Here is a 26,080-nt window from a genome sequence, read left to right on the forward strand (position 1 = left end):
GCTGCCCGGCAGGGACTCGAACCCCGATTAACGGCGCCAGAAGCCGTCGTCCTGCCATTAGACGACCGGGCAATACTTTACATTCTACACCACATACAACCTTACTCTATTTACCAAACTCCGTTGCGGACTGCGACTCGCTTCGCTCTCATGCACTGCGATTTCTACAGTTTCTACGCTGCGCTTCGAAACTAAGAAATCGGGAGCCTGCCATTAGACGACCGGGCAAGTGATGTGTACGATACAGCAAAACACGCGTCTATTCAACCCGACAACTACTCCGTAAGGTGGAAGAATGATTTTATGCGGCTCACCATCCCGTGGTGAGCATAGACCCGCTCTTCTCGATCCAGCACAAGGTACGCCACCGCAGCAGCGGCACCGAACATATTAAAGACCAGGTCAAGCACGGTGTTGTTATATCCGCCAACACCGGTTTCCGGCATAGCAAGCACCGCGATGAACTCAACGATCTCATTGAGAACTCCCAGCCCCATCCCGGCAAGGACTACTACAGATAAGATGATCGGCCAGTTGACCTGCCCTGCCAGATACGGCCGGATCAGATGGTAGACCACTAACGTTGCCACCGCGAAGCCAAAGAAATGCACGACTTGGTCATATTTGAGGATCACCAGCTCGTTTCCCGCATCAATAAGAGGAACAAGTGTCAGTCCGTAGAGAATACCGTTGCCGACCGGCACCGCACCGCCGGCCATATGCAAAAGGCCCCAGATCGAAAGACCCCAGAGGATCACGCTGTCAAAACGTGACCGGTGCAATGTGCCTGCCACTGCCCCGGCAATAACGACCAGTACAGCTACATACCAAAGAAACTCGTAGTCCCCGATCGCTACAAAATACACCGACGCACCAAAAATGTACGCAAGGGTAAAAAGAACGACCCAGCTATGCTCATGAAGTGTGTTCAACATATGTATTATTTATTAGATCCGCTCCCCCACCTGTTCACAACCCACGGCTTGATCCATACCCCAACCTTCCAGATACTACCCGCCACTACGCCAATAAGTACGATCCAAAGAAGAAGTACCGGCAAGAAAAAGATCAGCGCGATAAGGAAATTCACGAAACTCACTAGCTCGCTCAACAGCGTCCGCAGACCTTCTTTTATTTCGTTAACAGGGCTCCATGTCACCCCAAATATTTCTACGTCGGCTTCAGAGACGAGCGAAACCCGAATCGTAGACATGTCAGTCTGACGGCTCAAATACTGAATCCGCCCTTCGAGCCGCTCAATATCTTGCCGGACATTAGACAGCTCTCGCTGGATGGCAAGCACGTCTTCAACGTCCGTCGCCTGCTCCAAAAGCGCTACGTACTGCTCCTCCGTCGCTTCTAGATTTCGAAGTCGCGCTTCGAGGTCAACAAACTCTTCCGTTACGTCCTGTGCATTTATCTGCTCTCTTTCTACAGTTACTGCTAGATCTTTAATTAACACAACGCTTTGATCGAAAGCACTAGACGGTATCCGCAATGTTATCTGGCCATGCTTTTTGTTATCGCTCGTCTCAAATACATCTACACTACTGACAAAACCGTCCGCCTGTGTGGCGATTCCTGATATCTGATCTATAGCGTCTTCTGTGCTTCCAACGATCAGCGAGAGATCTGCGGTCTGGATGATCTTACGCTCCTCTACATCGGCCACGCTACCATCACTCTTTATATTCTCCCCTGCACCGCTCTCATCAAAATCCCTTGCGTACTGCTCTTCTGCAACACCAGGGGCGGAGGAGGTATCATTAGAAATACCTAAGCCTAAGGACGAAGACGAGTTGATCATGTTCGCCACCACACCTACCACAAACACGAGAGCCAATACCCCAATTACCGCCAGGAAAATATTTCTACGAGTAATAACACCTGGCTTTGTTTGCTTTGTTGCTGGCATACGTGTTTTGGGTTAACTTATGACTCATTTCATTGTACCCCGTTTTAACACCAAAACCTTGCTCGTTGTGTGGACTGCAACGTTAACAATAAAGCAACCACTACTTTTTGTTCTCGGTCGCGGCCTTTATAAACTCACTGAACAACGGATGCGGTGCGAGCGGACGTGCTTGAAATTCCGGATGAAACTGCGCACCCAAGAAGAACGGATGCTCGCTCTTCGGAAGTTCCGCTATCTCCATAAGACGCCCGTCGGGTGATTTTCCGGAAAAGACCAAGCCTCCCTCTTCTATCTGCTCTACGTATTCAGGATTAATCTCGTAACGGTGACGATGGCGCTCAGATATTTTGTCTGACTTATATGCCCCGCGAGCAATAGTCCCTTTTCCTAACACTGCCGGATACGCACCGAGTCTCATCGAATTACCATAATTTTTCTTAGCAACCAGCTCTTTCTGTTCCGGCATAATGTCCACCACGCAATGCTCGGCATCAGGATCCATCTCAGCGGTTGTGGCGCCTTGTATGCCCAATACATTGCGAGCATACTCGATCACGGCGATCTGCATGCCGTAACAGAGCCCAAAGTACGGTATCTTGTGCTTGCGAGCGTATTCAACCACGTTGATCTTTCCCTCAATACCGCGTGTACCGAACCCACCAGGCACCAAGATGCCGTCGTATTTATTAAGTTGCTGAAGCTTCTTTTTGCCACTTTTCCCTTCAAATATCTCAGAGCTTACATAATGGATCTTTGGCTTTATTTTTTGGTGGTACCCGGATATCTTAATCGCCTCCAGAACCGAGATATATACATCTGAGAGAACAAAGTCACCAGAATCAAAGTACTTGCCCACCACAGCGATATCAACTGTTTTATCGGTTTTTTTGCTTTTATTTACAAAAGATTTCCACTTAGTCAGATTGGTCTTCTTCTTGCGATGATTGAGACCGAGATGGTCAGAAATGATAGCACCAAGATTATCGCGCTCAAAGTTAACCGGCACATCATAGATGCTTTCAATATCCGGCGCCGATATGACTCGCTCTTCATCTATATTACAAAATGTCGCGATCTTTTTTTTACGTTTATCATCAAGTGGTTCGTCCGATCGAGCAATGATCATATCCGCCTGAATACCAACACTATTCAAACTACGCGCGGCGTACTGCGTCGGCTTAGTCTTCATCTCTCCCACTTTTGACGGAATAGGCAAATAACTGACCATCACAAACATCACGTCATCCGGATGCTTTACCTTCATCATACGTCCGGCTTCAAGAAACAGAATGTTCTGGTACTCTCCGATCGTTCCTCCGATCTCGACGATAGTCACATCGGCTTTCGCTTCTTCAGTTGCCTTTTTAATACGTCGGATCGCCTCTTCCGGCACATCCGGTACAACTTCAACATTGCGCCCCTTGTAACCCAAATTACGCTCTTTACGGATCACCTCCTGATACACCCGACCGGTGGTCATGTAATTGATACGTGAGAGATCAAGATCAAGAAAGCGTTCGTAGTTCCCCATATCCTGATCGCACTCATCACCGTCATTTAAAACGAAAACCTCACCGTGTTCGGTGGGGTTCATAGTGCCCGCATCAATATTGATGTACGGGTCGATCTTAAGCGCAGTGACATCAAAACCGCGCGCCTGCATTATCGTTCCGATCGATGATGACGTAACACCTTTTCCCACTCCGGACATCACTCCTCCAACAACAAATATATATTTTGGTGATTCTTTTTTTGACATACGTTTCTATCACATTCTGTCACGCGCATCCGCTCCGCAACGTACTATTTTATACTCGTAAATATCGCTTCACCGCCAAATAACTCGAGACTCCCCCAATGGCGATCCCGGCAAAGACCACCCAAAGAAAGATCTCACCAAAGTTAGAAAGATAATATCCAAAAATGTTAAAGCCGACAAAGAATTCTTCCGTAAAGCCGGCGAGCCAGTATGTTAGCGGGAAGTACAGCGCCAGTGTAACAACCGCAGCAATAACCCCGTAGAGCATGCCACTCACCACGAACGGACCACGAATATAGGTTTTACTAGCACCAACCAAACGCATTACCGATATCTCTTCGCGTGAAATGTAAATAGCTAGTCGGATCGTGTTGAATGTAATAATGATCGACAGAACAATAAGCGCAGTCATAATAATAATACCAAGCTGCTCAGCAGTATTAAGTATGTTACTCAACCTACTGATAACCACCTCCTTTTGCTGCTCATTCGTACTGGCAATGACCGATGTCTGCCGGTCAGAAAGAACGCCTGTTTCTCCCTCAAGAAAGGCCGTTATGCCTTCATACTGGGAAGGATTTTTTGCAGTAATATTAAGCGACGCCCGCAACGGGTTCTCATCAAGCTCTTCGAGAGCAGCGAGTTTTGTCTGGTCATTCTGATAGCGCTCTTCAAAAGCTGCTAATGCCTCTTCACGCGTGGTGTACGTAACCACATCTGTTTCAGGAAGCTGTTCAAGCTTTTCCTTGATCGCCAGAATCTCCTCCTCTTCGGCATCGGTCTGGAAATACACGTTAACATCTACTTTGGCGCTGATCTCCCTCAGCGTTGAGGTGAGTATCTCACTTCCAAAGAGCGTACCGGCAAGGACCGAGAGGGTGATGACCATGACCAAGATAGATGCGAGAGAAACGAAACCGTTGCGCCAGAAATTATGAAATCCTGAGCGGACAATACGGCGAATCGCTGTGGTGAACTGTTCCATGAATGAGATTGTTTATATAAAGTTAAGCCTCAATTAAATATCATATTTCCCTTCCCGATCATCTCGGATAACCCGTCCTTCTTTCATTGTGATCACTCTATTTTCCAGTGCATCGATCACTCCGGTGTTGTGCGTAGTGAGAAACACGAGAGTGCCGAGCTCGTTTATCTTTTTCAGTATCTGAACGATCTCATAGGTATTTTCCGGATCAAGATTACCGGTTGGCTCGTCAGCAATAACAATATCCGGCTGGTTCACAATAGCTCGAGCGATCGCAGCACGCTGTTTTTCGCCACCGGAGAGTTCATGAGGAAACCCCCACATTTTTCGCTCAAGACCGACGAGTTCCAGAGCATACGGCACATCCGCTTCAATATCTTCGTCCGGTCGACCCGCCGCTTCCATAGCGAACGCTATATTCTCATATACATTTTTATGAGGCAGAAGGCGGAAATCTTGAAACACCACACCTATATTTCGACGCATCGCATTCATCTCTCTCGGATGAAGCGCGTGAATATTCGTGTTGCTGATCAACACTTTCCCTTTGCTTGGACTCTCTTCAGCAAGCAACATCTTCAGAAGTGTTGTTTTCCCGGCACCGGAATGGCCAACAACGGAAACGAACTCCTTCGGCTCAACCGAGAACGAAACATCCTCGAGTGCCACCGAATTATCCGGATAGTGTTTGGATATGTTATCGAATTGGATCATGGAATACACGTCTCCCACAGTTACCACACGCTAATACAAGACCTAGTATAACATAGTCAGCGACGTGTACACACACCCGGACCAAAAGCTATATTCCTGCCTCAATAAACGGCTCAATACCGCCTTCAAGCACGCTTTCTACATCACGCACCTCCGTATCGGTCCGGTGATCCTTTACCAATTGATACGGATGAAGGACATATGACCGGATCTGAGACCCCCATTCTGCGTCCGTCGTTTTAGACACATACATACCCTCTTCCTTTGACTGGCGCTCCTCCTCAAGCCTCCGATGAAGCTTGCCGGCTAAAAGCTGACGGGCTCGCTCGCGGTTTGCGTGCTGAGTCCGCTCTCCATCCACATGAACCGATATACCGGTCGGCACATGCGTCATGCGAACCGCGGTCTCACGCTTGTTAACGTTCTGACCCCCGGGACCGCTTGATTTCGCGAATTCCACTTCTATTTCATCCTCCGGCAACTGGAACTCACTCGGTGTTTTAAATTTAGGTATCACCTCGACCATCGCAAAGGCTGTGTGTCGCTGCTTGTTTGCATTGAACGGCGAGATGCGCACGATACGATGTACGCCGGATTCATTTTTGAGTTTGCCGTATGATCCTTTTGCCTGGATCTCAATCGATACATTCTTATATCCTCCGTGTTCATTTGTGTTCTGATGGATAACAATTGTCCCCCAGCCCTGCTTTTGGGCGTACCCTTGGTACATCTCAAGAAGCATGCGGGCAAAGTCTTCGGCATCATCCCCGCCGGCACCGGAAAAGACCGTCAGAATAGCTTCATACTCGTCATAGTTTACCTCCTGACTCTTTACCTTCGATAGCTGTGACTTTAGCCTATTAAGGTCGCTCATTGCATTATCAGCCTTTTTCTTCTGCTCCCAAAAACTGGCATCGCTCATCTGCGCTTCGATCTCGTCGATGGACTGCTTAAGTTCATCAGCGTTCATATCCTCAATGTTTTTCTCCTCATGTTGCATGCGAGTGATTATAACAGGGTTAAAGCGTGTTCAACAGGTTTCTTAAAAATATTAGAGTTAACTCTAATATAACTCTAATATTTTATGTACTCAGCCATTATCATTCAGCTAAAATAAAACCCCACCTATGCGCACGCATAGGTGGGGTGAATATCCGCCGGAGGTCGCCATGGCAACGAAAGGAAGGAGAGAATGCTCCGAACCCTCATCCTCCCTGAGCGCCCGCCGTACGGCGGCACTCCCTCCGGCGTCCATTCCTTTAAAACAACAGGCTTGAAGTAGTCTATCACGTCTTCCTGTTCGTGAGCCACCCGGCGGAACACTTTTCAAAAACACTCCACTTCCATCGGTCTTCATCGCTAAGTCTTGCGAAGCTTGCGCATCTCGCTTCTCACTACCCGGGCTAGCCCGTCTCTCCAGGCATTCGAGACATGGCTCCGCCTTTCTCATCCGCCGCAGGCGCAGCAGTGCGCCTACTCGGCTGTCTCACTCACGTTGTTCGTGAGCCACCCGGCGGAATCGAACCGCCGACCTACACGTTACGAGTGTGTTGCTCTACCAACTGAGCTAGGGTGGCGCCAAGCATTACCCCTCTCACCTGCCTGAGCCAAGAGCGGGAATCGCCGTCAGGTCACTAAGCTCCACTGCTCTCCGCCTACCGGCGGATGCGCCGTTCACTAAGTGCCTCCTGGCCGGGCTCGCCTGTCGTACTCGCTCCGCTCCGTGCGACGTGGCTCCACCTTTCTCATCCCGACAAAAGCGAAGCAGTTCGCTTTCTCTCTTTGCTACTCCGCTTCGCTTCGTGAGCCAAGAGCGGGAATCGAACCCGCGACCTCACCCTTCGTTTACACCCCTTCTTTTCTTCTATACGTATAAGGGGACTAGACTGTATCTTTGACGTATCCCGTCCTGCACGCAGAGCGGAACGTAGCCATCCTTGTCAGTCGTTCGGGCCTTCGTTGATCAATGTAATGAATGCCACGGTCTGAGCCTGTATAGAGACCTTTAACCGTTATTCGGATTTCACCGAAGAGTTTCCTCTCCGGCAGGCAAATACGATTCACCATGGGTGTGCTCTACCGACTGAGCTATCTTGGCAAGTTATCTCTATTCAACCAAATAAAGAACGTTTCTAATCCTATTACATTTCCCGCAACTTTTCAATTTCGCCGTCTATATACTCCTTTAAATATTTATTATTGAAATAAACAGTTAAAACACCATACTTAGTTTTTTGCTTATAATTACCGACGCCTCGAGCAGGAGTCACAATAACTTTCTGAAACTGTGATTTTTTAACCCCTAACCTGTCTACCCACACCTCAAGCGCCTTATTTTTATTCATATCACTAAAGATCTGAAGACCGAACTTTATTTTTGATCTATCTACGCCGCAAATTCTTTCAAGAAAAAGTAGAAAAACACGTATAAGGTCGGGGTCAGTATTTCCTAACCGGACCGCATGCTTTGATCTCTTGGTACCCTCTCCCCAAAACAACCCCATTCCCAAGCCATATAATTTCTCATCATCTATATCCCTTGCCACCCTAATGGTAAACGGGTGACCGTCTGGATTCAGTCGTGCGTACACAGCATCAGAGATCGATCGTTTCTTTATTCCATGCTTTCTAATCCAGTAATTAACTTTATTTTCAGAACATTCTAAAACGCTAGCTATTTCCGCAGATGATCTCTTCTGAGTTTCGTATAAGTCCTGAAGCCTTTCTTTGGATATCATTTTGGTAGAGCTTTACCTTCTACATAAGGTATTCTACTATATTTTTTCCGCATCTTCCACCCTAAACTCTCCGATCCGTGTTCTCCGCAACTTCGTCGTCGTTGCCGGCACATCAAGCCCTCGTCCGATCGCCTCTACTACCGAGCGCACGAATACACCGCTTGCAACATCCATTGTCAGATCAAGAAAAGTGCTTCCCTCGTTTTTAAACACCGTGTTCAATTTCAGACTATACACTTTCATGGCTCGGACCGGAGGGTCCACCTTTTCACCTCGGCGCGCCTTCTTATACAACGGCTCACCGCCCACCTTGACCGCTGAATAGATCGGCACCGGTAGGTCTGTTACGCCTGTTAGCTGATCACATACTTTTTGAATATCCTCCGCACTAAACGACTCCACAACGTCGATCTTTTCAACCACCTCTCCTTCCTGGTCTCCGGTATCAGTACGAACACCGAGCTCAGCCACTACCTGGTATGTTTTATCAAGCTTAAGAAAATTCTCAAGCTGCTTGGTCCCTTCGCTACCCACACCGACGATCAAAAGCCCGCTCGCCATCGGATCAAGCGTGCCGGCGTGCCCCATTTTGCGTATCCCTACCTTTTTGCGAAGTCGCCGGATCACGTCAAAGGAAGTGATTCCAATAGGTTTATCAATAAGATAGATCGATTCAGGTATATCTGACATAGTTTTGTTATCTCCACTTTCCTGAGTAATAACGTATACGCCAAAAAGTGGTTGGCGGAGGGTCTGGGCTTTGCGGCGTATACGTTATTGCGACCCTCCTCTATTCTTGTGGAAGCGTAATAGTGAACGTGGTTCCTTCTGTCTCAACAGAACTTAGCTCTATGTGCCCGCCGTGCAAGCCGATTACCTGTTGCGCCAAATAAAGCCCGATTCCGCTTTGATGCCGATCGATCGCCCGTGCATTCTTCCCTCGATAGTGACGTTCAAAAATGTGTTTCTGTTCGATCGTCGAGATACCAATACCGTTATCGGCGATGATTATCTTCACCCCGTCTTCAGCGGTCTTAGCCATAACAGTTACCTGACCATGAGGTGTGTAGCGGATCGCATTATCAATAATATTCGTAAGCGCACTCGTTAGCACATGTTTCTCCCCGGCAATAATAATAGAGGATGAAGAACACTTGCAATCAACCTTGGTATTCTTTTCTTGCGCCAGATAATCAAGATCGTCAACGATCTCTTTGAGTAACTGTGCTATATCGATCTGATCCTTCTTTTGAGAAAGCTCGAATGAGCTCAGATCAGATTGGTGCATCTTAAGGAGCTTTTCTATCAAATCGTTAGCGTCGTTTATTTTTTCAGTACTCTTCTCAATTAAGTCATGTTCTTCTTCATTGAGGCGCTGACTTGACTTGATTATTCCTAGCGCCCAACGAATTCCGGACAACGGAGTTTTTAGTCGGTGCTGAGCCATGTGAATGAACATCTCTCTCACCTCTTCAAGCTCAGAGAGGTCACGTACTTCACGCTTGCTTTGCTGAAGATCATACACGATCTTAATGCTCTTATACATCAGACCTGCTGACGCCAACGCTATAATAACCCCTTCAAGAATAAGCGCGATGTAAAGACCTTGTAAGGTCACGTATACATCAATATATTCTCCGAAATATGGAACATCAAAATCACCCCAGGTCGCTGCCAAAAAAGCAGTGGTCATGTTTGCCACCACTCCTATAAAAAGAATGATCACTTCTACCCGAACACGAGTTGTGTGCTGCCAACTTTGTTGCTGACCAGAATCAGAAAGAGCCATGTACTCATAATGATATCACAATACAACAGCAAGAAATTCACATCTGCCGCGCTATCCACCACTTAGTTAGTACACCTCCTTGACCGGTTGTTTGAGCAAAAACAAAATACCAGCCAAGGGCTGGTATTTTGTCATTTTGCGCGGCCGACCGGACTCGAGGGTCAAGTTTCTAAGCTCCTCGCCATTTTTTAAAACGGCTCGATCACTAAGAACTTCCTCCCCGAGCTCACCTGTCTCTCCAGGTATTCGAGACATGGTTCCGCTTGTTCAAGTCGGACGCAAGCAAAGCAGTTTGCTTGCTTCGCCCGCTTGTATTTAAAAAGACTAGCCTTAGCTAGTCTTTTTAAATACTGCGCGGTCGACCGGACTTGAACCGGCAACCTCCACCGTGACAGGGTGGCGATCTAACCAGTTGATCTACGACCGCATCTTCAACTTTTGACAAAATTTTATCTTTTTACCCCTGAGACATAGCGACTGACTATTACTATACATCAGGTTGTGTAACATCTTACTGCTTTTCGTAGAGTATTGCAATCGAAAAGCTGAAGCATTGTTAACCTTAACCAGACTACCAATTAACCCTTTCTCTTGCAATTTTTCTTTCAATGATTCTAAAAAACCATACGAACAGGAAGTAAATCCAGCCTGAACTACATAAAGGGATGTCTTGCGTTCTTTATGCATTAAGCCCGACCACACATGCCCATCCCCATCAAAATACCCTCTTAAAAAATCATTAAAATAATTTTTCGGAATGCGTGGAAGCTCTAATCTGAATGTCTTCTGAGTCCCGGTTCCATAACGCATTAGATCTTGGCACATTTTCTTACTACCAATCTGAACACGGTAAGCAATAGCCTTATTAATTTTATGTATGCGTTTTGTAAGCTTATGATTAGATCCCATACTACTTTGAATCTGTTCTAGTAATTTTTTATCTTTTGATTCTAGTACAAAGTAATGTCCACCACGAGGATTGATAGTTAGCGTCCCATCTGCCCAAAAAAAGCCGAGCACATACGCCATGTCAGGTGACCATGTCTTAAAGAAATTATGATCAAGTGTTCTGTAAACGGGCATTTGTCCAGTATAACGCGTTACAGGGTATAGTACTAACCACCGCATTTCAACAAATTTCGATCAGCATTATTTTGTGCCGAGGGGTGGAGTCGAACCACCGTTTGAGGTTTATGAGTCCTCTGTTCTGACCATTGAACTACCCCGGCAAATGAAAAGTGTTGCGCGAGAGCCTGTAGGCTGACAAATGAGTGTAAAAAGTAAAGTTCTACTTTTCTTTTTACACTCATGAAGTCAGCGAGCTTTGCTCGTCTGCCGATAGACAGACAGGATCTCGCATTATCTTCGAGTGCCGCCGGGGCAAGGTTTCCTTACCTCGGCAACCTCTAGGCAAACTTCCTTCCCCCGGCAACGCTCGTAACGATACCAAACCTTACCACTTTTCTCAATACAAAACACCTTAAAAGATCCCTACTTATTTAAATAATTGCGCAACTGTTCTTCCAAATATTTTCTCCCTGAACCACTCTTCAAATAACGTTCTCTACCCTTTGCATCATCCTGATGTTTATATCCCTCACAGTAGATAAGTATCCATCCGTATTTTCTTCTCGTTGTTTGTCCACCCTTCCCAGAACTGTGTTCATCTACATGTCTTCTGAGATTTGTTGTATATCCAATATACCAACTTTCATCATCAATGTTCTCTAAAATATAAATCCAATACATGAACAAATTATATCGTAACTTTACTTACGGCAATAAAAGGTACCGGTCACGTAAAGTCACTTCGTTCCTACGTGACACGCATAATAAATTACTACCGTAATTTTCGCGTCTTCTTGCGAAGCCGCGTGAAAATAATAAACCCGACGTAAACACGTCGGGTTTATTATTTTCTTTACGCGGTTGCGGGGTCAGGATTTGCACCTGAGTCCCGAGGTTATGAGCCTCGTGAGTTACTGTTACTCCACCCCGCATACACCTATACACCCTATACAAATACAGGGATAAGTCAAGAGCGCTATTCTAGACCCTAAATATAATGAAACTCCTCAAAGACCTGGCGATACAGGTCGATCACCCGACGAGCTTCCCGAAGAGTAAGCTGGTATGACGCGCCCTCATGAGCGATAATATTACGCGCTTTGTGCGCTTCCCAAGCCGCCTCAAGCGGCGGGAAATCACTGTGTTCGATCTGCTGCAGGCGCTCGCCTACTCCTGCGCCGACATAGCCCATGTGCGCCAGCATCTCCTCAAGCATAATATCCGCCTCTAGGATCGCCTGCTTCCAGTCACTCTGGTTCTCTGACTCTACAAATTCCTGAACTTTCTTCCATCGCGGGTTTGTGAGATCCGGCGCCTTCTCAGTCAAACTACTTAAGAGCGAGCCGCTTTCATCGATCGGCTGGTACCTCTCTTTTTCTTTCATGCGAATAACTGCTATTTTTCTATTGATAACAATGATAACTGCCACCAAGACAGCAGAGAAAACGATCGACAGGATCTGAAGCAGCGGCAGCACGTTTATGTAGAGCCCCATAACTTCCACCTGGAAAAACTCGATCGCGCCAATATTAGTTGCCCAGCTTGTGATCTGCTGCACTGCTCCGGCAACAAACAATAGAATAAAGATCGCGGCTGCTGCATAGACGATCGGATCTCGCTGATTTTGCCGAGGACTTCCTCCTTCTTTTTTTTGATCTCCGTCAGGCATACTATTTATGATTCTCCTAAAAACTTCTTACCCACCGCAAACAACCTGCCTTCTTGAGTATTTGGTGCCATAAGCTGAAGCCCGAGTGGCAGCTCATCTTCTCCTTCCCGCACCACTCCGGACGGAACAGTGAGCGCCGGATTTCCGGCGACATTTGCCGGTACCGTAAATATGTCGGCCATATACATTGCCAGCGGGTCGCTACTTTTCTCACCTAATGTAAACGCCGGGGTCGGAGTGGTCGGTGTAGCGATCACGTCCACACTCTTAAAGGTTTCATTGAGCTCGTCTCGGATCGCGTTACGTGTCGCAAGCGCTTTTCGATAGTATGCGTCATGGTATCCACTCGAAAGCACGTATGTTCCCAGCATGATCCGACGCTTAACCTCGCTTCCGAACCCGGCACCTCGCGTCTTTAGATAATCATCGATCATATCGCTCCCTTCCGCGGCCAGACCATACTTCACCCCATCAAAGCGAGCGAGGTTTGAGGAAACCTCAGCCGGCATCAGAATGTAGTACACCGACAACGCATAGGCGAATTTGGGTAACTCGATATCTTTAATAGTATAGCCAAGCTCCTTAAGTCGCTCGACTGACTGCTTCATATTTTGAGCTACTGACTTGTCTACACCCTCCTGGTCTATCACATTCCACGGCACGCCGATCACCCCTCCGCCAGAGGCGGACCCGCCTTGGGCGGGCACGCGTTCCTCATTCTGTGCGTACACCTCGTCAGAAAGCGTCGTGCTGTCTTTCTTATCACGCCCACGCAAAACGTTGAATACAGTTTCCGCGTCTGCAACCGTGTTCGTGATCGGACCGATCTGATCAAGCGATGAGCCCATCGCAATCAGGCCGTAACGTGAGATCGCACCATAGGTTGGCTTGAGCCCGACCACGCCACAAAAACTTGCCGGCTGTCGTATTGATCCACCGGTGTCTGAACCAAGTGCCACCGGCACCAGGCCGGCCGCAACGGCAGCGGCCGATCCACCAGATGAACCACCCGGCACCCGCGAGAGCGCCCGAGGGTTTTTAGTCGGACCAAACGCCGAGTGCTCAGTCGAACTCCCCATTGCGAACTCATCCATATTAGTTCGCCCGATCAATTCAGCACCGGCCTCACGCAGTTTTTCAACTGCGGTCGCGTCGTAGGTGGCCGTATATCCTTCAAGCATCTTTGACCCGGCTGAGACCTTCTCTCCCTTGACCAGCATATTGTCTTTTAACGCAACCGGCACACCACTCAACGCACCACCAGACCCCGTGCGATCAACGTTTTCGTATACCTCCAAAAACGCGTTGAGCTCGGTGTTCTGATCGGCGATAGCGCTTCGACAATCATCTCCTTTGCCCGCCGCTGTCTGTATTGTAAGCTGGTCTGTTTTAGTCATTATTTAAAATCTTCTTTACCTGTACGTATCCGTCTTTAGTTCGTGGTGCTTCGCCAAGCAGATCCTTCGTGTGTGCGCCGGTATCATGAGGGTCAGTGTCTTCACGCATAACATTCTTTACATCTGTTTCATCAAACGAAGGAGTGAGGTCATCAACATTTCCGACCGCCTCCTGCACCTGCTCAACGTACTGCAAAATATCCACGAGCTCGCTCTCGTACCGGTCTTTTTCCTCAGGAGTAAGCTCAAGCCGTGCGAGCTGAGCCAAGTTATCAATATCTGGTTTATCCATAGATATTACGATTGTAGCATATCTTTAAACTGCTTCTCATCTAATGTCGCGACGCCAAGCTCTAAGGCTTTTGCATACTTTGACCCGGGTTCATTGCCGGCAACAACATAGTCGGTGTTTTTTGAAACTGAGCTTGCCACTTTTCCGCCCCGGTCTTTAATAGCCTGTCCTGCCTCTCCGCGTGTCAATGACTCCAACTCGCCGGTCAGAACAAACGTTTTTCCGGCAAGTGCAGTGTTGTCAGACTGTTTGACGCTCTCGATCATCACGTGCTCGAGAAGACGATCGACCAGCGCCTGATCACTCGGATCGGCAAACCAAGAAGAAAGCGATTCCGCTACCACCTGCCCGATGCCGTCTACCCGGTCCAGTTCTTCTTTTGAGGCGTTGCGAACGCTGTTGAGCGAGCCAAAATGCTGTGCAACATCGTATGCGGTCTCGCCACCGACATGCGGGATCGAGAGCGCGATCAAGAACCTATCCAGGGAAATAGTTTTTGCCGCACTGACCGCTTTGAGAAGGTTCTCGGCCGACTTTTCCTTAAACCCTTCCAGCTCCAGCAGGTCACCTTTCTCGAGAGTAAAAAGATCGTCTGCTTCTGAAACTAAATTCGCTTCCATAAGCGCTTTAATAATATTTGGCCCAAGCCCATCGATGTTAAATGCTGCGCGTGAGACAAAGTGTTCGAGCTTGCGCTCCTGGAGTACGCCGGACTTTTTATCTTTGCAGCGATACGCCGCCTCGCCGGGAATACGTTCGATAGAGCCGTCTGTGCCACATGCTTCGATCTTTTTTGGAAACTGTATCACCTGCTCTTTTCCGTTTCTCATTTCAGGAAGCACTTGAACGATCTGCGGGATTATGTCACCGGCCTTTTGGATCACTACCGTGTCACCAATACGCACATCCAGACGATCGATCTCGTCCTCATTATGCAGCGTAGCCCGCGAGACCGTCGTGCCGGCAACAGAAACCGGTCGCAAGACCGCCACCGGTGTGATCCGACCGGTCCTCCCAACCTGAAACTTAACGTCTTCCACCACCGTCGTTACCTGTTCGGCCGGAAATTTAAAGGCAATTGCAAAGCGTGGCGCCTTGCCGGTGTGGCCGAGAGCGTCCTGATACTCTTTCTCGTTCACCTTCACCACCACGCCGTCGATAAGATAGTCCATCTTTCCGTTTGCATCTTTCCATTTCTCCCAGTATTCAATAACTTCATCAATGCTTCTGCACAGCGTGAAGTGAGTATTAACCTTAAATCCAAGATCACGCAAAAATTCTAACTCCTCATACTGCGTGTCTGGAATATTCGCGTCCGCCCAGGCAACATCATAAACAAAGCAATCAAGGTCGCGCTCGGCCGCGATCTGCGGATTAAGCTGACGGATCGAGCCAGCTGCAGCATTGCGCGGGTTGGCAAACGGCTCCAGGTCATGTTTCACCCGCGTCGTATTCAATCGCTCGAGCGATGATTTACCCATCCACACCTCCCCTTCAACAATAATGTCTACGTCACGCTGAAGCTTGAGCGGTATTGATTCGATCGTGCGCACATTCTGTGTCACATCTTCGCCAACCTTTCCGCTTCCCCGAGTTGCAGCGACCGTAAGTGATCCTTTTTTATACTCAAGCACCACCTTAAACCCATCGATCTTCAGCTCAACAGTATAAGTCGGCTCCACACTCTTCCCAAGTTTATCCTTGAGCATTCGTTTTACGCGTGCATCAAACTCGTGCATCTCGTCATCTGAGAAGGCGTCATTAAACGACCACTGCTGAATTTTATGTTCAACCTTTGTGAATCCTTCAAGCGGTTCACCGGCCACGCGCTGGGTCGGTGAATCCGGCGTGATCAGCTCCGGGTATTCCTTCTCAATATCCGCTAGCTCTTTTTTCAAGCTGTCGAGCGCCTCGGGTGAGATCGTATCCCGGTCAAGCACGTGGTAGTTATACCGATGCTCCTGCACGGATTTTTTAAGTTTTTCATACCGCTCCCGGGTTTTCTGGGGAACCTTTTGAGACGTTGCCATATGGCTCCAGTGTACTATATGAGGAGAGGAATTGGCTATTTATCGACCTGTGGCGTTACACAAGTGCCAATATTACCAAAGGCGTCACTGACCCCTTCAAAATCATCGATAGGCACGTAATAAAACGGGGCCGGTGTACTGTGATCAGTATTACTGCTATCACCTGCCACCACCTTATCAAGCCATTCACCACAGTTTTCCGGATCATCAACATCATATCCTGTAGAATTTCCAGCGTCATCAATCTCGGTGTATCCAGTGCAACTATTATTGTCATTTAAACCGATCGCAAAAACAATAACATCAACATCAACTCCTACATCCTTTATTTCTTCGATCGCTTCTTCAGACTCCCTCAGGTTATCGAGAGATCCCGCATCCTCGCCGGGCAATGAATGGTTCGGTGCACCATCAGTAAGCAAGATCATATAATCAGGATACTCGCTTGCAGGCACTCTTCCGTTATCATCGAATTCATCCTTTGTTCGAGTAACAGCTGGGCCTATCGGAGTATTTCCATTTAGCTTACTTTCACTAGAAGGTATTTGTTCTTTTACGTCATTCAAATCCTTCCTCAGATCTGCTTTTGAAGAGCCACCAAAAACGACGCGACCCATGTTCACTTTATTACCTGACGGGTTTGGCATCATCCGAGCTATAAATTCATTCATTGCATCGCGCATAATTTCAAGCTCACATTTTTGATCCCCATCAGCATCACAGTCAATTCCACCATCATAACGATTGTGATAATAACTACTTATACTACCGGAGTGGTCAACGGTAAGCATAAAATCAGGTGTTTCCTGACAAATCCCATAAATATCTGTTTCCCGAAACCACTGCGACCGACGGGCTGACCCAGCCGGGGCATTATATCCAAATGAATGGATCGTAATATCTTTTATCGGTCCCTCGACCACATTTCGAGTCACTTCAACTTCTACTTCAGATGAGGGATCACTATACCCAAAAGAAAAGTTGGACTGACTCGGAAGTCCGGAAGAGGTGTTTATAGAATGAGACTCATCGTTACATTCGATCGAACTTTCTCCTCCGGGGCGAAAATAGTCATTACCTTTCAAAGCCCAGTGCCTCGCACACTCCGTACCGGCTTCCTGTGCATAAAACGCCTTCATCGACTCGCTGACTCCTGTCGAGATCCGAACCTCACGAAATGAGACCGCCGCCAACGTTGCCGACACTACTGTTACCACTGACACGATCACAAGCGCAATAAGAAGGGCAATGCCCCGGTCTTTCTCCATCACTTTTTTAAAGAAATACGTGATCATACTTACAGTTTGGTATTAAATATATTTGTTTTAAGCACGAATTCTTCTGTCTGCCCTGTCTCGCGAGACTCCCACGAAACCGTTACTGTAAGACGTGCTTCATCGCCGCCGATCTTCTCGAGATCAACGACACGTGTATATTTCGTTTCCTCCCAACCAGAGCCGGAACCGTATCCAAACCGCTTCGTATTCTCATTATACTGAAGAGGATCGCAGCTACCGCCACACATATCTGCCACATATTTATTGTTGCCGTTACCTATCCCGCCATTATCCGTGGAGTCAACTCCACAACTTGAAACAAGGCAATCCTTAAATCCAAACAACCAATCACTACTGCTATCGATCACATTTTGTTGCTTCTTCGATATAACATACTCTACCGCGTCTTGAGCAAGAAACGTCGCTTCGACTCGCTCTGTCGAGAACTCAACTTGCTTTCCTGTCGTGACCACAAGTGCCATAGCACCAACCACTACAATAACTAATATTGATATTGCGATTAACGCCTCAATAAGAGAGAATCCGGATCTCACTGTGGCTGAATGTTTTTTTGTATGTATCATACGAGTAAATTAGAGGTCGGTGGAACGCTGACTGGCGGTTGTCTGAAGTCGGATATATTCTTCATTCTTTCCGTCTTTATTGATCGTTGCTGTTAATGATATAAGAACCCGAGCATGGACCTCATCGTCCGGCACAGATCCATACACATCAAAGGTAAGGGTTTCTACGGTTACGTTGCTAGGACTAAGCGGGGCAAACACTATTGGGGCCCCTGCTGCAACGTTCGCTTTTTCGATCACGCCATCGCTACTAAGACGATAAATGATGTGGTCACCTTCTATGGTCTCAAATGAAATTTCTGTTGAATTAGAGCAGTCCCCGCTCGGCTCTAAATTACCGCTTGTAAACTGAAGATTCTGATCGCATCGATACAGTCTTCCGGTTCGAATCGTACGCTGCATATCAGCAAGCGAAATAGACATGCTATCAAGTATCTTTCGATCAGCTTCCACCCCGCCTCCACCTGCCATTAAAGCAAGCAACGCCGAAACAGCAATAAAGACCACGAGAATAAATACACCGAGGGAAACCATGAGTTCCACAAGCGTAACGCCTTGATGACTCTTGCTGTATTTGAGTGAAGTTCTATGCATAAAACCAATTTACTTTTACTCTATATCTGTTCGGCCCGTTGAATACACCCTAAGTGTTTTATATGCATCGGTACGAGACCCCTCTACCGTAACCTCGGCATACTCATACGAATCACCGGCATCATCGGTGATCCTTGGTCCCGGCTCAGGTCGAAGATATACGATATTCAATTCATTTACACTGCCACATGAGCCAGGTCCTGTGCCTGCACATAAAGAAAATTCACTACCACCTCCGATATTCTCTGTGCTTATTTCAGTATCCCCACCATCATAAACAAAATTATTTGCAATTACGTGAATATTATCGCTCCCATCATCATCAGCGAAATACACGTACCGGTCAGACTCGTTAACAAAATAAAGCCCGACGCCGACCGAATAATCTCCGTTATGACCCATTGACCCGGTCGCCTTCACCTGCGCTTCGCGCAAATGAACATCTATACGTTCTATGATCCCGCGAGTTGTAGTAGTTTCAGTGATCTCTCCGTGATCAAACAACACCACACTGGCAATGACCGCGATTATGCCTATTGAAATAACCGCCTCTACAAGGGTAAATCCTTCACTGGACCGTGACACGCCTGAATAAAAATAATAACTCATAATGTGATTAGCGTGGCCGAAGAAATAGTTACGGCTTCTTATTATCTAAGTATACAATACTTTTGAGTCTAAGCTGTGCACAGCACTGATATTTTTGAAGTAATTATTTGAAGATTTTTTTAAAAAATAACCACAACTCCTACAGCCACTCACCGACCGGACTGTGGTCAAAACAAAACCATCAGAAAAGCAACGAGAGTGACAGAAGGTCAAATTCAAAGAAGGACTGAATAATGATACCGATGATCAGGAACGGGCCGAACGGTATCTCGCTCTTCAAGCCGAGTTTGCCGCCAATGATTGGCAAGCTCACATGAAGCTGTTGAAGCGCCAGCAGTATAACTGCTACTGTCGCACCGATCCAGAAACCAAGAACAACCGCTGAAACACCGCTGGCAAGACCTAGAAACCAACCGATTCCGAGCGCGAGCTTGCCGTCGCCGAGCCCCATCCAGGTCCCGCCGGAGAAATACCATAGCGCCCAAAACGGCAGAAACAGAAGCGGACCGGCGGCCAGATCGAGCCAGAAAGCAGTATCAAACCCACTCATGGAACCGGCCACAAGGAGACCGGCGAGCGCCAGGCCGGCAAACGAATACGAAAACACGTCCGGAATGATCTTGTGGCGCAGATCGTAGACAAAAATCACCACCAACAGGGAAAAGATAACGAAATAGTAAAGAGTAGGAGCTAAAACGGTAAGAGCAAGTGTTTGAAAATTGAAAATGTGAAATTGAAAATTTGCTGAAAGCGTCAGCCAGACAGCAAGGAACAAGAGGCCGGTGACAAGTTCCACAAGCGGATACTGGAGCGATATTTTACTTTTGCAGCCACGACACGCACCGCGCAAAAGAACATAACTTAGTACCGGCACGTTCTCAAACCAGCGGATAAGCTTGCCGCAGGCGAAGCATATCGATCGGCCGGTGACAAATGACCGACCGGTGTTATACCGCAAGGTCACTACATTCAAAAAACTTCCAACAATAAAACCAAGGAGAAGGATCGCCAGCGCGATAATAATTTCTAACATGAACACATTGTAGCATGTCCCGCGATCACATTATGCACAAACAAAAACAACCCGCCAAGGCGGGTTGTTTTTACTTCTATTATTCAGATTAGGAGCTGATAGTACACTCTGTAGCTGAACCTAAAGCTGCTGCTGCTGGACCTGACTGGCCAGTAGAGTCAGCACAAAAATATTCCCCTTCTGTTAAGTCAATCGATGCCGCCCAAGCACTGTTATCTGTTGCAACGTTACACGTATCCGCAGCGTTTGCAGCATTGCCAGCAGCTACATACAGATCGTGCGGGTCAGTTCCAGCGGTACAAACCTCTTCATAGTCACCATTAGTGCTGTAATAAATCTCAGCCTCTGCACGCATTTGCGAAAGCGATGTCTTTGCTGAAGCATCATTGGCACTGTCTCGGGCCGTGTTAAGTGAGGCAAGTACAACAGCTGAAAGGATACCAATGATGGCAATTACCACCAAGAGCTCGATCAGTGTAAAACCTCGTGATTGAATCGTCTTCATATAGCTATAATCTTACGTATTAATAATTCTCTTCTACTCATTCAACACTTCTCTTGCTTTGCTTCTTTTCCTTAACTTGGTGCATCAATCGATTGTATTCATCGTTTGCGTAGTGCCTTCCCCTCCGAAACGCACTCTATCTTCCCTGTCGTACGATGCTTTATGTTAAAGCATTACAAGAAACAAGAACACTCGGGAGGACAAGCACTGCGCAGTATTGACCGGTCAATTTGGCCTGTTGTTATTATACCGTACTGCAACAAAGGCTCACAATTATAATGTGGATAAGTACACTCTTTTTTCACCATTCATCACAAACATTTTAATGTCTCGCTCAACTGCGCTTTGTAGACTACAGAATCGCAACAAAACCGCCCCGTCACAATGACGAGGCGGTTTTGGCACACAGCTCAAAACTTCTTTTTCAGTAACCCTAGAATCCGGAAGCAAGATTGTAGATCGGCATCAGTACCGCTGCCAGAAGCACACCAACACCGAGCCCGAGGACAAGGATCATGATCGGCTCGATCATACTAACCAGGTTATCAACCGCGTTGTTCACTTCTCGCTCGTAAAACTTTGAGAGTGTGCTGAGAAGGCTACCGAGCTCTCCGGTCTCCTCACCTACCTTGATCATCTGCACCATAATACCCGGCATCTCTTCGTACTGAGAGAACGAAGACGAAAGCGCATTACCACCACGAACATCTTCGATAGCATCGACAAGTATCTTGTCGTACACTTCGTTCTTAACAATGTCCTTCGTTATCTCGAGCGCTCGTACCATCGGAATACCACTAATGAGCATAGTATTAAGGTTGTCTGAGATACGCGCCAGAATAAGCTTTTGGATGAGATCGCCTACATACGGAATATCTAAAATAAACTGATCGTATCGCGCTCGACCTGCGGGTGTCTGGACATACTTCCAACCGATCACACCGACAACCGCAAGCGTAACTAAAATAAAGAACCAGAAGTTAGCAAAGAAGTCACTCACCCCGAGAACGATCTTCGTATAGATCGGTAGCTCCTGACCGACATCCTCAAGAATCACACTTATCTGCGGAATAACGGTCGTGAACATCAGCGCCATAACCCCGATAAAGACCACAATAACGAAACTTGGATACACCAAGGCATTACGGGTCTTTGCATTGATCTCGTACATCCGGTCCATATGATCAGCCAGGTGAGTAAAGATCTCATCAAGACGGCCTGACTCCTCGCCCGCCTTGACCATGTTCACATAAAAACTCGAGAAGACGCTCGGGTGCCTCGACAATGCTTCGGATATTGTGCTTCCCCCTTGGAGATCATCCGCTATCTGATCCATTACTCGGCGCAGCTTGTTATTCTGCACCTCACTACCGAGCAATCGAAAAACTCGAAGCGCTGAAACCTGCGCATTGAACAGGGTTGCCATCTGACGAGAAAGCACCACAACTTCTTTTTGTGTCACGCGCTCAAACCATTTGATCTCTCGCTGGAGTACTGACGAACCCTCGCCCTGTCCGCTCGAGGTCTCGATCGAGGTAATAACCAGGTCACGTCGCTGGAGCGCATTGATCGCGGCATCTCGATCCTGCGCATCGATATTACCGTTCTTTCGATTACCGTCAGTATCGAGTGCTTGGTATTTAAAAAGCATAGTTGTACGTAAGCGTTAAAATATCTTTGATAGTGGTACGATCCTTTAGAGCAGTCGCTCAAGCGCCTTCGGGTCAGTTGTGAAGTTATACGCATCCTCGATAGCCACTTCACCCGAATTAACAAGTTCGGCAAGTGAGCGGTTCATGTCTATCATGCCTTCCGCACCACCGGTCTCGATAACCGTATTGATCTCGTGAGTTCGACCCTCTCGAATCAAGTTAGCCACCGCACTATTGGCGATCAACAACTCATACGCCGGCACCAACCCGCCGGACACCGTTGGCAGAAGTCGCTGAGAGAAGATACCCGCAAGCGATCCGGCAAGCTGCAATCGTATCTGCCCTTGCTGGTCAGATGGAAAACTGTCGATGATACGATCAATGGTTTGCGAGGCGTTGTTCGTGTGGAGCGTTGAAAGCACGAGGTGCCCGGTCTCAGCGGCGGTCACGGCCGTCGCCATAGTCTCTCGATCTCTCATCTCCCCGACCATGATCACATCGGCGTCCTGACGAAAAACATGTTTCAATGCGGTTGAAAACGATCGCGCGTCCTCTCCGATCTGACGCTGATCGATAATGGACTTAGCCGGCGTGTGCACGTACTCGATCGGATCCTCGATCGTTATAATATGTTCGAGACGATTTTGATTGATCATCTCGATGAGACTGGCCAGCGTCGTACTCTTTCCGTGGCCGGTCGGACCTACTACGATAAAGAACCCCTGCTTCTTTTCTGCGAACTTTTTAAGCGTTGGCGGCAGACCAAGCTCCTCAAGCGTGCGTATATCCTGAGGGATAAGTCGAAGCGCTATACCAAGTTGCCCTTGCTGGAAGAAGGCATTGCCACGAAATCGAGCTTTCTCAGTATGACCATAAGCAAAGTCAACAGAACGATCTTTTATAAGTCGCTCCTTCTGGTCACTCGAGAGCATCTGGTCAGCCAATCCTCGAATGTCCGCGGCACTTAGCTTTGGTCGGTCAAGAATACTCAAGTAACTCGCGACACGAACAACAGGCGCACGTCCTTCAGAAAAGTGGATGTCTGACCCGTCTTCCTTGAGAACGATATTCACCAGATCATCAAGTTCTTTTTCGTAGTTCATAGCCATATTACGTACTGTGTTTAGCGGAGATCGCCATTACTTTTTCTACAACCTCAGACGGGATACTGGTAGCCTTCACAATGTAACCCACCGCACCAAGCTTCTTTGCCGTGTCGATCTGTTCATCACCTCCCTGGTTGGTGAGCATGATCACGATCGAATTCGGTGCAAGCTTTTCATTTTTTATAACTTCAAGAAGCTCGAGGCCGTCAATATTCGGCATAATGATATCGAGCACAATGATATCCGGCGAATACCCGTCACGCAGCTTACCGAGCGCCTGCTCTGAACTGGTTGTCGTTTCAACCGAGTGGCCGGCCTTTTCAAACTTCGTGGCATACATGTTGACGAGAAATTCATCGTCGTCAACGATAAGTAATGATTTTTGAGAAGAATCGTCGCTCATACGTACAAAATAATTATGGTATTAGTATATCACTCTTTAGATGTAACACCTGTTGAGAAGTTTTATCTTCTCCTCCATCTCATGGCCGGTCACTTACTTACAAAGTATTTACTTCTTCGAACGGTATCTTACCTTCCATTGCCTTTATAATAGCATCCTCTTTCATGGTAAGCATGCCCTGCTTTCGCGCTATGTCGTAAATAGCATTCTCACTTGGATCATTAAGGATCACATCTTCTATTTCTTTGGTCATTTTATACATCTCCATAACCGCTGTTCGACCCTTAACCCCGGTCGGGCAATCAGATGTCGCTGTTGCCTCATACACATTCCCGGTTGTCGGCAGAACATTGTGAAATTCCTCAGGCAGATCAGTAAACTGTTTCTCAAGCATTACTTCGATACTCCCTTCGATCGGTATCGGCTTGCCGGCACCGGAACACATTGTGGAGACCAGTCGCTGAGCCATACCAAGTATTAACGTCGGCGCGATAAGATACGGGTCAATACCCATATCAACAAGGCGTGGAATAATACCGATCGCGTTGTTCGTGTGGATCGTTGAAAGTACGAGGTGCCCGGTAAGCGCCGCATGGATCGCGAGCTGCGCGGTTTCCTTATCACGGATCTCACCGACCATGATCACATCCGGATCTTGACGCAAAGCAGTTCTCAAACCGTTCGCGAACGTATAGTTAATGTCCGGCCGGATCTGAGACTGACTTACGCCGTCTACGTTGTACTCAACCGGATCTTCAAGTGATAGAACGTTCTTTTTCTCTCGATCGATCATATCAAGCATGGCGTAGAGCGTAGTCGTTTTACCCGAACCGGTCGGACCGGAAATAAGGATCATACCGAACGGCGCATTCATTGCATCCTTGATCATCTTCATATGCGGTTCGCGCAAATCGATCTCCTGCAGTTTTCGTATGCCACTATCTCGATCGAGGATACGCATCACCACCTTTTCACCGTAGTACGCCGGAAATGTTGAAACACGAAAATCGATCTGACGTCCTTCTATCTTTGCAGAGAAACGGCCGTCCTGGGGCTTGCGCTTTTCATCCAAACGCATGTTTGAAAGTATCTTGATACGAGCCACCACCGCAGCGTGTACTTTTGTTGGCAACATTAAACTGGTATTGAGCACACCATCAACACGAAAACGTACGCGAATATTGTCACGAGTGCGCTCAATATGGACATCAGACGCTCCACCGTCAGTCGCGTATCGTAAAATAGTAGCGACGATCTTTGTTACCGGAGCATCCTCAACAATGGTTCCTTCGCCGGTAGAAACAGTGTCGCTCTTCTTGATCTCTCCTCCATCAGCCAGCTCCCCTGTTTGGTCGTGAGGCGCTTCGACCGATTGTTCATCTTCCTCACTCACTGAACCGGATATTTCTCCCTCAAAATCAGAAAGAGCGTCAGTTACCTCACCACTTAAACCACCGTACAACTCAATACCGTTGAGAAAGTCCTGATACGTGATCACCACAAACGTGTACTCGAGGCCATGTTTTGATGAGATAAAGTTCAGTGCATTGCGTGCCTCAATACTGTTTGGGTCAACAATACCGATCGTAAGTGTATGATCTTGTAACGATAGTGGTATAACCCGGTAATATGAAGCCGATTCTTCAGGTATGTACTTCAGTATGTCGTGAGGTATCTCGTCGTCCTCATCAATAACAAACGAAGAAATACCGTAAAACTCTTCCTTGAGTTTACGGATCTGATCTACGCTCAGTCCATGCGCTTCCAACGCACCGTCAAGAGACCCTTCAGCTGATTTCGCTTGTTGGCGAATAGCTTGAAGCGCGGACTCGTCAAAATCTTGCTGTTGTGCGACAAAGTCTAGGAATTCCATACATTCAGTAAGTCCCCGAACGAGACTGATTTTACATTTCATTCCAACACACTACTTTCATCTATTCGGCCCACATTCATCTTATAGA

Annotated in this window: 26 protein-coding genes and 5 tRNA genes; all 31 read right to left on the reverse strand. The window is 47.4% G+C overall.

Going from position 1 to position 26,080, the window contains the following annotated elements:
• Nucleotide 1: 1 nt before the first annotated feature.
• Nucleotides 2-72, reverse strand: a tRNA-Gln gene (locus tag WD312_03960).
• Nucleotides 73-275: 203 nt separating this feature from the next.
• On the reverse strand, nucleotides 276-935 hold the full coding sequence (locus tag WD312_03965; GenBank protein ID MEX2564243.1) for a DUF2238 domain-containing protein: 660 nt from the start codon (nucleotides 933-935) through the stop codon (nucleotides 276-278).
• 5 nt (nucleotides 936-940) lie between these two features.
• Nucleotides 941-1,915 (reverse strand): DUF4349 domain-containing protein, encoded by a 975-nt coding sequence (locus WD312_03970; protein MEX2564244.1) that lies wholly within the window; start codon nucleotides 1,913-1,915, stop codon nucleotides 941-943.
• Between the two features lie 100 nt (nucleotides 1,916-2,015).
• Nucleotides 2,016-3,674 (reverse strand): CTP synthase, encoded by a 1,659-nt coding sequence (locus tag WD312_03975; GenBank protein MEX2564245.1) that lies wholly within the window; start codon nucleotides 3,672-3,674, stop codon nucleotides 2,016-2,018.
• 49 nt (nucleotides 3,675-3,723) lie between these two features.
• The gene (locus tag WD312_03980) at nucleotides 3,724-4,659 is read right to left on the reverse strand and encodes a permease-like cell division protein FtsX (GenBank protein ID MEX2564246.1); all 936 of its coding nucleotides are present in this window, start codon (nucleotides 4,657-4,659) and stop codon (nucleotides 3,724-3,726) included.
• 33 nt (nucleotides 4,660-4,692) lie between these two features.
• Nucleotides 4,693-5,373, reverse strand: coding sequence for a cell division ATP-binding protein FtsE (ftsE, locus tag WD312_03985; protein ID MEX2564247.1), 681 nt, complete (start codon nucleotides 5,371-5,373; stop codon nucleotides 4,693-4,695).
• Nucleotides 5,374-5,461: 88 nt separating this feature from the next.
• Nucleotides 5,462-6,373 (reverse strand): PCRF domain-containing protein, encoded by a 912-nt coding sequence (locus tag WD312_03990; GenBank protein ID MEX2564248.1) that lies wholly within the window; start codon nucleotides 6,371-6,373, stop codon nucleotides 5,462-5,464.
• A 504-nt stretch (nucleotides 6,374-6,877) separates the two neighbouring features.
• A tRNA-Thr gene (locus tag WD312_03995) sits at nucleotides 6,878-6,950 on the reverse strand.
• Between the two features lie 564 nt (nucleotides 6,951-7,514).
• Nucleotides 7,515-8,111 carry a hypothetical protein gene (locus WD312_04000; protein ID MEX2564249.1) on the reverse strand — a complete coding sequence of 199 codons (597 nt, stop codon included), beginning with the start codon at nucleotides 8,109-8,111 and terminating at the stop codon, nucleotides 7,515-7,517.
• A 36-nt stretch (nucleotides 8,112-8,147) separates the two neighbouring features.
• Nucleotides 8,148-8,801 carry a tRNA pseudouridine(55) synthase TruB gene (gene truB / locus WD312_04005; protein MEX2564250.1) on the reverse strand — a complete coding sequence of 218 codons (654 nt, stop codon included), beginning with the start codon at nucleotides 8,799-8,801 and terminating at the stop codon, nucleotides 8,148-8,150.
• A gap of 100 nt (nucleotides 8,802-8,901) precedes the next feature.
• The gene (locus tag WD312_04010; GenBank protein MEX2564251.1) at nucleotides 8,902-9,900 is read right to left on the reverse strand and encodes a HAMP domain-containing sensor histidine kinase; all 999 of its coding nucleotides are present in this window, start codon (nucleotides 9,898-9,900) and stop codon (nucleotides 8,902-8,904) included.
• 66 nt (nucleotides 9,901-9,966) lie between these two features.
• Nucleotides 9,967-10,155 (reverse strand): hypothetical protein, encoded by a 189-nt coding sequence (locus tag WD312_04015; GenBank protein MEX2564252.1) that lies wholly within the window; start codon nucleotides 10,153-10,155, stop codon nucleotides 9,967-9,969.
• A gap of 98 nt (nucleotides 10,156-10,253) precedes the next feature.
• Nucleotides 10,254-10,327, reverse strand: a tRNA-Asp gene (locus WD312_04020).
• A complete protein-coding gene (locus WD312_04025) occupies nucleotides 10,318-10,929 on the reverse strand; it encodes an LAGLIDADG family homing endonuclease (protein ID MEX2564253.1) in 612 nt (203 codons plus the stop codon). Before WD312_04025 ends, WD312_04020 begins: the two co-directional genes overlap by 10 nt.
• Before the next feature lie 128 nt (nucleotides 10,930-11,057).
• Nucleotides 11,058-11,129, reverse strand: a tRNA-Met gene (locus tag WD312_04030).
• A gap of 262 nt (nucleotides 11,130-11,391) precedes the next feature.
• Complete coding sequence (locus tag WD312_04035; GenBank protein ID MEX2564254.1) at nucleotides 11,392-11,649, reverse strand: GIY-YIG nuclease family protein; 258 nt, start codon at nucleotides 11,647-11,649, stop codon at nucleotides 11,392-11,394.
• Nucleotides 11,650-11,829: 180 nt separating this feature from the next.
• Nucleotides 11,830-11,900, reverse strand: a tRNA-Met gene (locus WD312_04040).
• A 56-nt stretch (nucleotides 11,901-11,956) separates the two neighbouring features.
• Nucleotides 11,957-12,637: a hypothetical protein gene (locus WD312_04045; GenBank protein MEX2564255.1), complete on the reverse strand. Its 681-nt coding sequence runs from the start codon at nucleotides 12,635-12,637 to the stop codon at nucleotides 11,957-11,959.
• 5 nt (nucleotides 12,638-12,642) lie between these two features.
• Nucleotides 12,643-14,034, reverse strand: coding sequence for an Asp-tRNA(Asn)/Glu-tRNA(Gln) amidotransferase subunit GatA (gene gatA, locus WD312_04050; GenBank protein MEX2564256.1), 1,392 nt, complete (start codon nucleotides 14,032-14,034; stop codon nucleotides 12,643-12,645).
• On the reverse strand, nucleotides 14,027-14,326 hold the full coding sequence (gene gatC / locus WD312_04055; GenBank protein ID MEX2564257.1) for an Asp-tRNA(Asn)/Glu-tRNA(Gln) amidotransferase subunit GatC: 300 nt from the start codon (nucleotides 14,324-14,326) through the stop codon (nucleotides 14,027-14,029). The genes gatA and gatC overlap by 8 nt, the downstream gene beginning before the upstream one ends.
• A gap of 5 nt (nucleotides 14,327-14,331) precedes the next feature.
• Entirely contained in the window at nucleotides 14,332-16,356 is a 2,025-nt protein-coding gene (gene ligA, locus WD312_04060; protein ID MEX2564258.1) for an NAD-dependent DNA ligase LigA, read from the reverse strand.
• A gap of 35 nt (nucleotides 16,357-16,391) precedes the next feature.
• The gene (locus WD312_04065) at nucleotides 16,392-17,651 is read right to left on the reverse strand and encodes a vWA domain-containing protein (GenBank protein ID MEX2564259.1); all 1,260 of its coding nucleotides are present in this window, start codon (nucleotides 17,649-17,651) and stop codon (nucleotides 16,392-16,394) included.
• A 2-nt stretch (nucleotides 17,652-17,653) separates the two neighbouring features.
• On the reverse strand, nucleotides 17,654-18,217 hold the full coding sequence (locus WD312_04070; GenBank protein ID MEX2564260.1) for a prepilin-type N-terminal cleavage/methylation domain-containing protein: 564 nt from the start codon (nucleotides 18,215-18,217) through the stop codon (nucleotides 17,654-17,656).
• Between the two features lie 9 nt (nucleotides 18,218-18,226).
• Nucleotides 18,227-18,811: a hypothetical protein gene (locus tag WD312_04075; GenBank protein ID MEX2564261.1), complete on the reverse strand. Its 585-nt coding sequence runs from the start codon at nucleotides 18,809-18,811 to the stop codon at nucleotides 18,227-18,229.
• A gap of 15 nt (nucleotides 18,812-18,826) precedes the next feature.
• Nucleotides 18,827-19,420, reverse strand: a complete 594-nt coding sequence (locus WD312_04080) for a prepilin-type N-terminal cleavage/methylation domain-containing protein (protein ID MEX2564262.1) — start codon at nucleotides 19,418-19,420, stop codon at nucleotides 18,827-18,829.
• Between the two features lie 181 nt (nucleotides 19,421-19,601).
• Nucleotides 19,602-20,453: a prepilin peptidase gene (locus tag WD312_04085; protein ID MEX2564263.1), complete on the reverse strand. Its 852-nt coding sequence runs from the start codon at nucleotides 20,451-20,453 to the stop codon at nucleotides 19,602-19,604.
• A gap of 88 nt (nucleotides 20,454-20,541) precedes the next feature.
• Nucleotides 20,542-20,958, reverse strand: a complete 417-nt coding sequence (locus WD312_04090; protein MEX2564264.1) for a type II secretion system protein — start codon at nucleotides 20,956-20,958, stop codon at nucleotides 20,542-20,544.
• Between the two features lie 433 nt (nucleotides 20,959-21,391).
• Entirely contained in the window at nucleotides 21,392-22,609 is a 1,218-nt protein-coding gene (locus WD312_04095; GenBank protein MEX2564265.1) for a type II secretion system F family protein, read from the reverse strand.
• 45 nt (nucleotides 22,610-22,654) lie between these two features.
• Nucleotides 22,655-23,719 (reverse strand): type IV pilus twitching motility protein PilT, encoded by a 1,065-nt coding sequence (locus tag WD312_04100; protein ID MEX2564266.1) that lies wholly within the window; start codon nucleotides 23,717-23,719, stop codon nucleotides 22,655-22,657.
• Nucleotide 23,720: 1 nt separating this feature from the next.
• Nucleotides 23,721-24,119 (reverse strand): response regulator, encoded by a 399-nt coding sequence (locus WD312_04105; GenBank protein MEX2564267.1) that lies wholly within the window; start codon nucleotides 24,117-24,119, stop codon nucleotides 23,721-23,723.
• A 97-nt stretch (nucleotides 24,120-24,216) separates the two neighbouring features.
• On the reverse strand, nucleotides 24,217-25,992 hold the full coding sequence (locus WD312_04110; protein ID MEX2564268.1) for a GspE/PulE family protein: 1,776 nt from the start codon (nucleotides 25,990-25,992) through the stop codon (nucleotides 24,217-24,219).
• Nucleotides 25,993-26,080: the final 88 nt, after the last annotated feature.

The organism is Candidatus Paceibacterota bacterium (assembly GCA_040905715.1).
In the GTDB taxonomy this organism is placed as follows: Bacteria; Patescibacteriota; Minisyncoccia; order Phycocordibacterales; family CSBR16-193; genus JBBDHZ01.

Bases quoted from the DNA above. Each gene is read 5' to 3' on its own strand.
- ftsE (MEX2564247.1), bottom strand. From the start codon at position 5,373: ATGATCCAATTCGATAACATATCCAAACACTATCCGGATAATTCGGTG.
- WD312_03990 (MEX2564248.1), bottom strand. From the start codon at position 6,373: ATGCAACATGAGGAGAAAAACATTGAGGATATGAACGCTGATGAACTT.
- WD312_04045 (MEX2564255.1), bottom strand. From the start codon at position 12,637: ATGCCTGACGGAGATCAAAAAAAAGAAGGAGGAAGTCCTCGGCAAAAT.
- truB (MEX2564250.1), bottom strand. From the start codon at position 8,801: ATGTCAGATATACCTGAATCGATCTATCTTATTGATAAACCTATTGGA.
- WD312_04065 (MEX2564259.1), bottom strand. From the start codon at position 17,651: ATGATCACGTATTTCTTTAAAAAAGTGATGGAGAAAGACCGGGGCATT.
- WD312_04000 (MEX2564249.1), bottom strand. From the start codon at position 8,111: ATGATATCCAAAGAAAGGCTTCAGGACTTATACGAAACTCAGAAGAGA.
- WD312_03980 (MEX2564246.1), bottom strand. From the start codon at position 4,659: ATGGAACAGTTCACCACAGCGATTCGCCGTATTGTCCGCTCAGGATTT.
- ligA (MEX2564258.1), bottom strand. From the start codon at position 16,356: ATGGCAACGTCTCAAAAGGTTCCCCAGAAAACCCGGGAGCGGTATGAA.
- WD312_04100 (MEX2564266.1), bottom strand. From the start codon at position 23,719: ATGGCTATGAACTACGAAAAAGAACTTGATGATCTGGTGAATATCGTT.
- WD312_04010 (MEX2564251.1), bottom strand. From the start codon at position 9,900: ATGGCTCTTTCTGATTCTGGTCAGCAACAAAGTTGGCAGCACACAACT.
- WD312_04095 (MEX2564265.1), bottom strand. From the start codon at position 22,609: ATGCTTTTTAAATACCAAGCACTCGATACTGACGGTAATCGAAAGAAC.
- WD312_03970 (MEX2564244.1), bottom strand. From the start codon at position 1,915: ATGCCAGCAACAAAGCAAACAAAGCCAGGTGTTATTACTCGTAGAAAT.
- WD312_04110 (MEX2564268.1), bottom strand. From the start codon at position 25,992: ATGGAATTCCTAGACTTTGTCGCACAACAGCAAGATTTTGACGAGTCC.
- WD312_04075 (MEX2564261.1), bottom strand. From the start codon at position 18,811: ATGCATAGAACTTCACTCAAATACAGCAAGAGTCATCAAGGCGTTACG.
- WD312_04035 (MEX2564254.1), bottom strand. From the start codon at position 11,649: ATGTATTGGATTTATATTTTAGAGAACATTGATGATGAAAGTTGGTAT.
- WD312_03975 (MEX2564245.1), bottom strand. From the start codon at position 3,674: ATGTCAAAAAAAGAATCACCAAAATATATATTTGTTGTTGGAGGAGTG.
- WD312_04015 (MEX2564252.1), bottom strand. From the start codon at position 10,155: ATGTCTCGAATACCTGGAGAGACAGGTGAGCTCGGGGAGGAAGTTCTT.
- WD312_04080 (MEX2564262.1), bottom strand. From the start codon at position 19,420: ATGAGTTATTATTTTTATTCAGGCGTGTCACGGTCCAGTGAAGGATTT.
- WD312_04085 (MEX2564263.1), bottom strand. From the start codon at position 20,453: ATGTTAGAAATTATTATCGCGCTGGCGATCCTTCTCCTTGGTTTTATT.
- WD312_03965 (MEX2564243.1), bottom strand. From the start codon at position 935: ATGTTGAACACACTTCATGAGCATAGCTGGGTCGTTCTTTTTACCCTT.
- gatA (MEX2564256.1), bottom strand. From the start codon at position 14,034: ATGACTAAAACAGACCAGCTTACAATACAGACAGCGGCGGGCAAAGGA.
- WD312_04090 (MEX2564264.1), bottom strand. From the start codon at position 20,958: ATGAAGACGATTCAATCACGAGGTTTTACACTGATCGAGCTCTTGGTG.
- WD312_04070 (MEX2564260.1), bottom strand. From the start codon at position 18,217: ATGATACATACAAAAAAACATTCAGCCACAGTGAGATCCGGATTCTCT.
- WD312_04025 (MEX2564253.1), bottom strand. From the start codon at position 10,929: ATGGCGTATGTGCTCGGCTTTTTTTGGGCAGATGGGACGCTAACTATC.
- WD312_04105 (MEX2564267.1), bottom strand. From the start codon at position 24,119: ATGAGCGACGATTCTTCTCAAAAATCATTACTTATCGTTGACGACGAT.
- gatC (MEX2564257.1), bottom strand. From the start codon at position 14,326: ATGGATAAACCAGATATTGATAACTTGGCTCAGCTCGCACGGCTTGAG.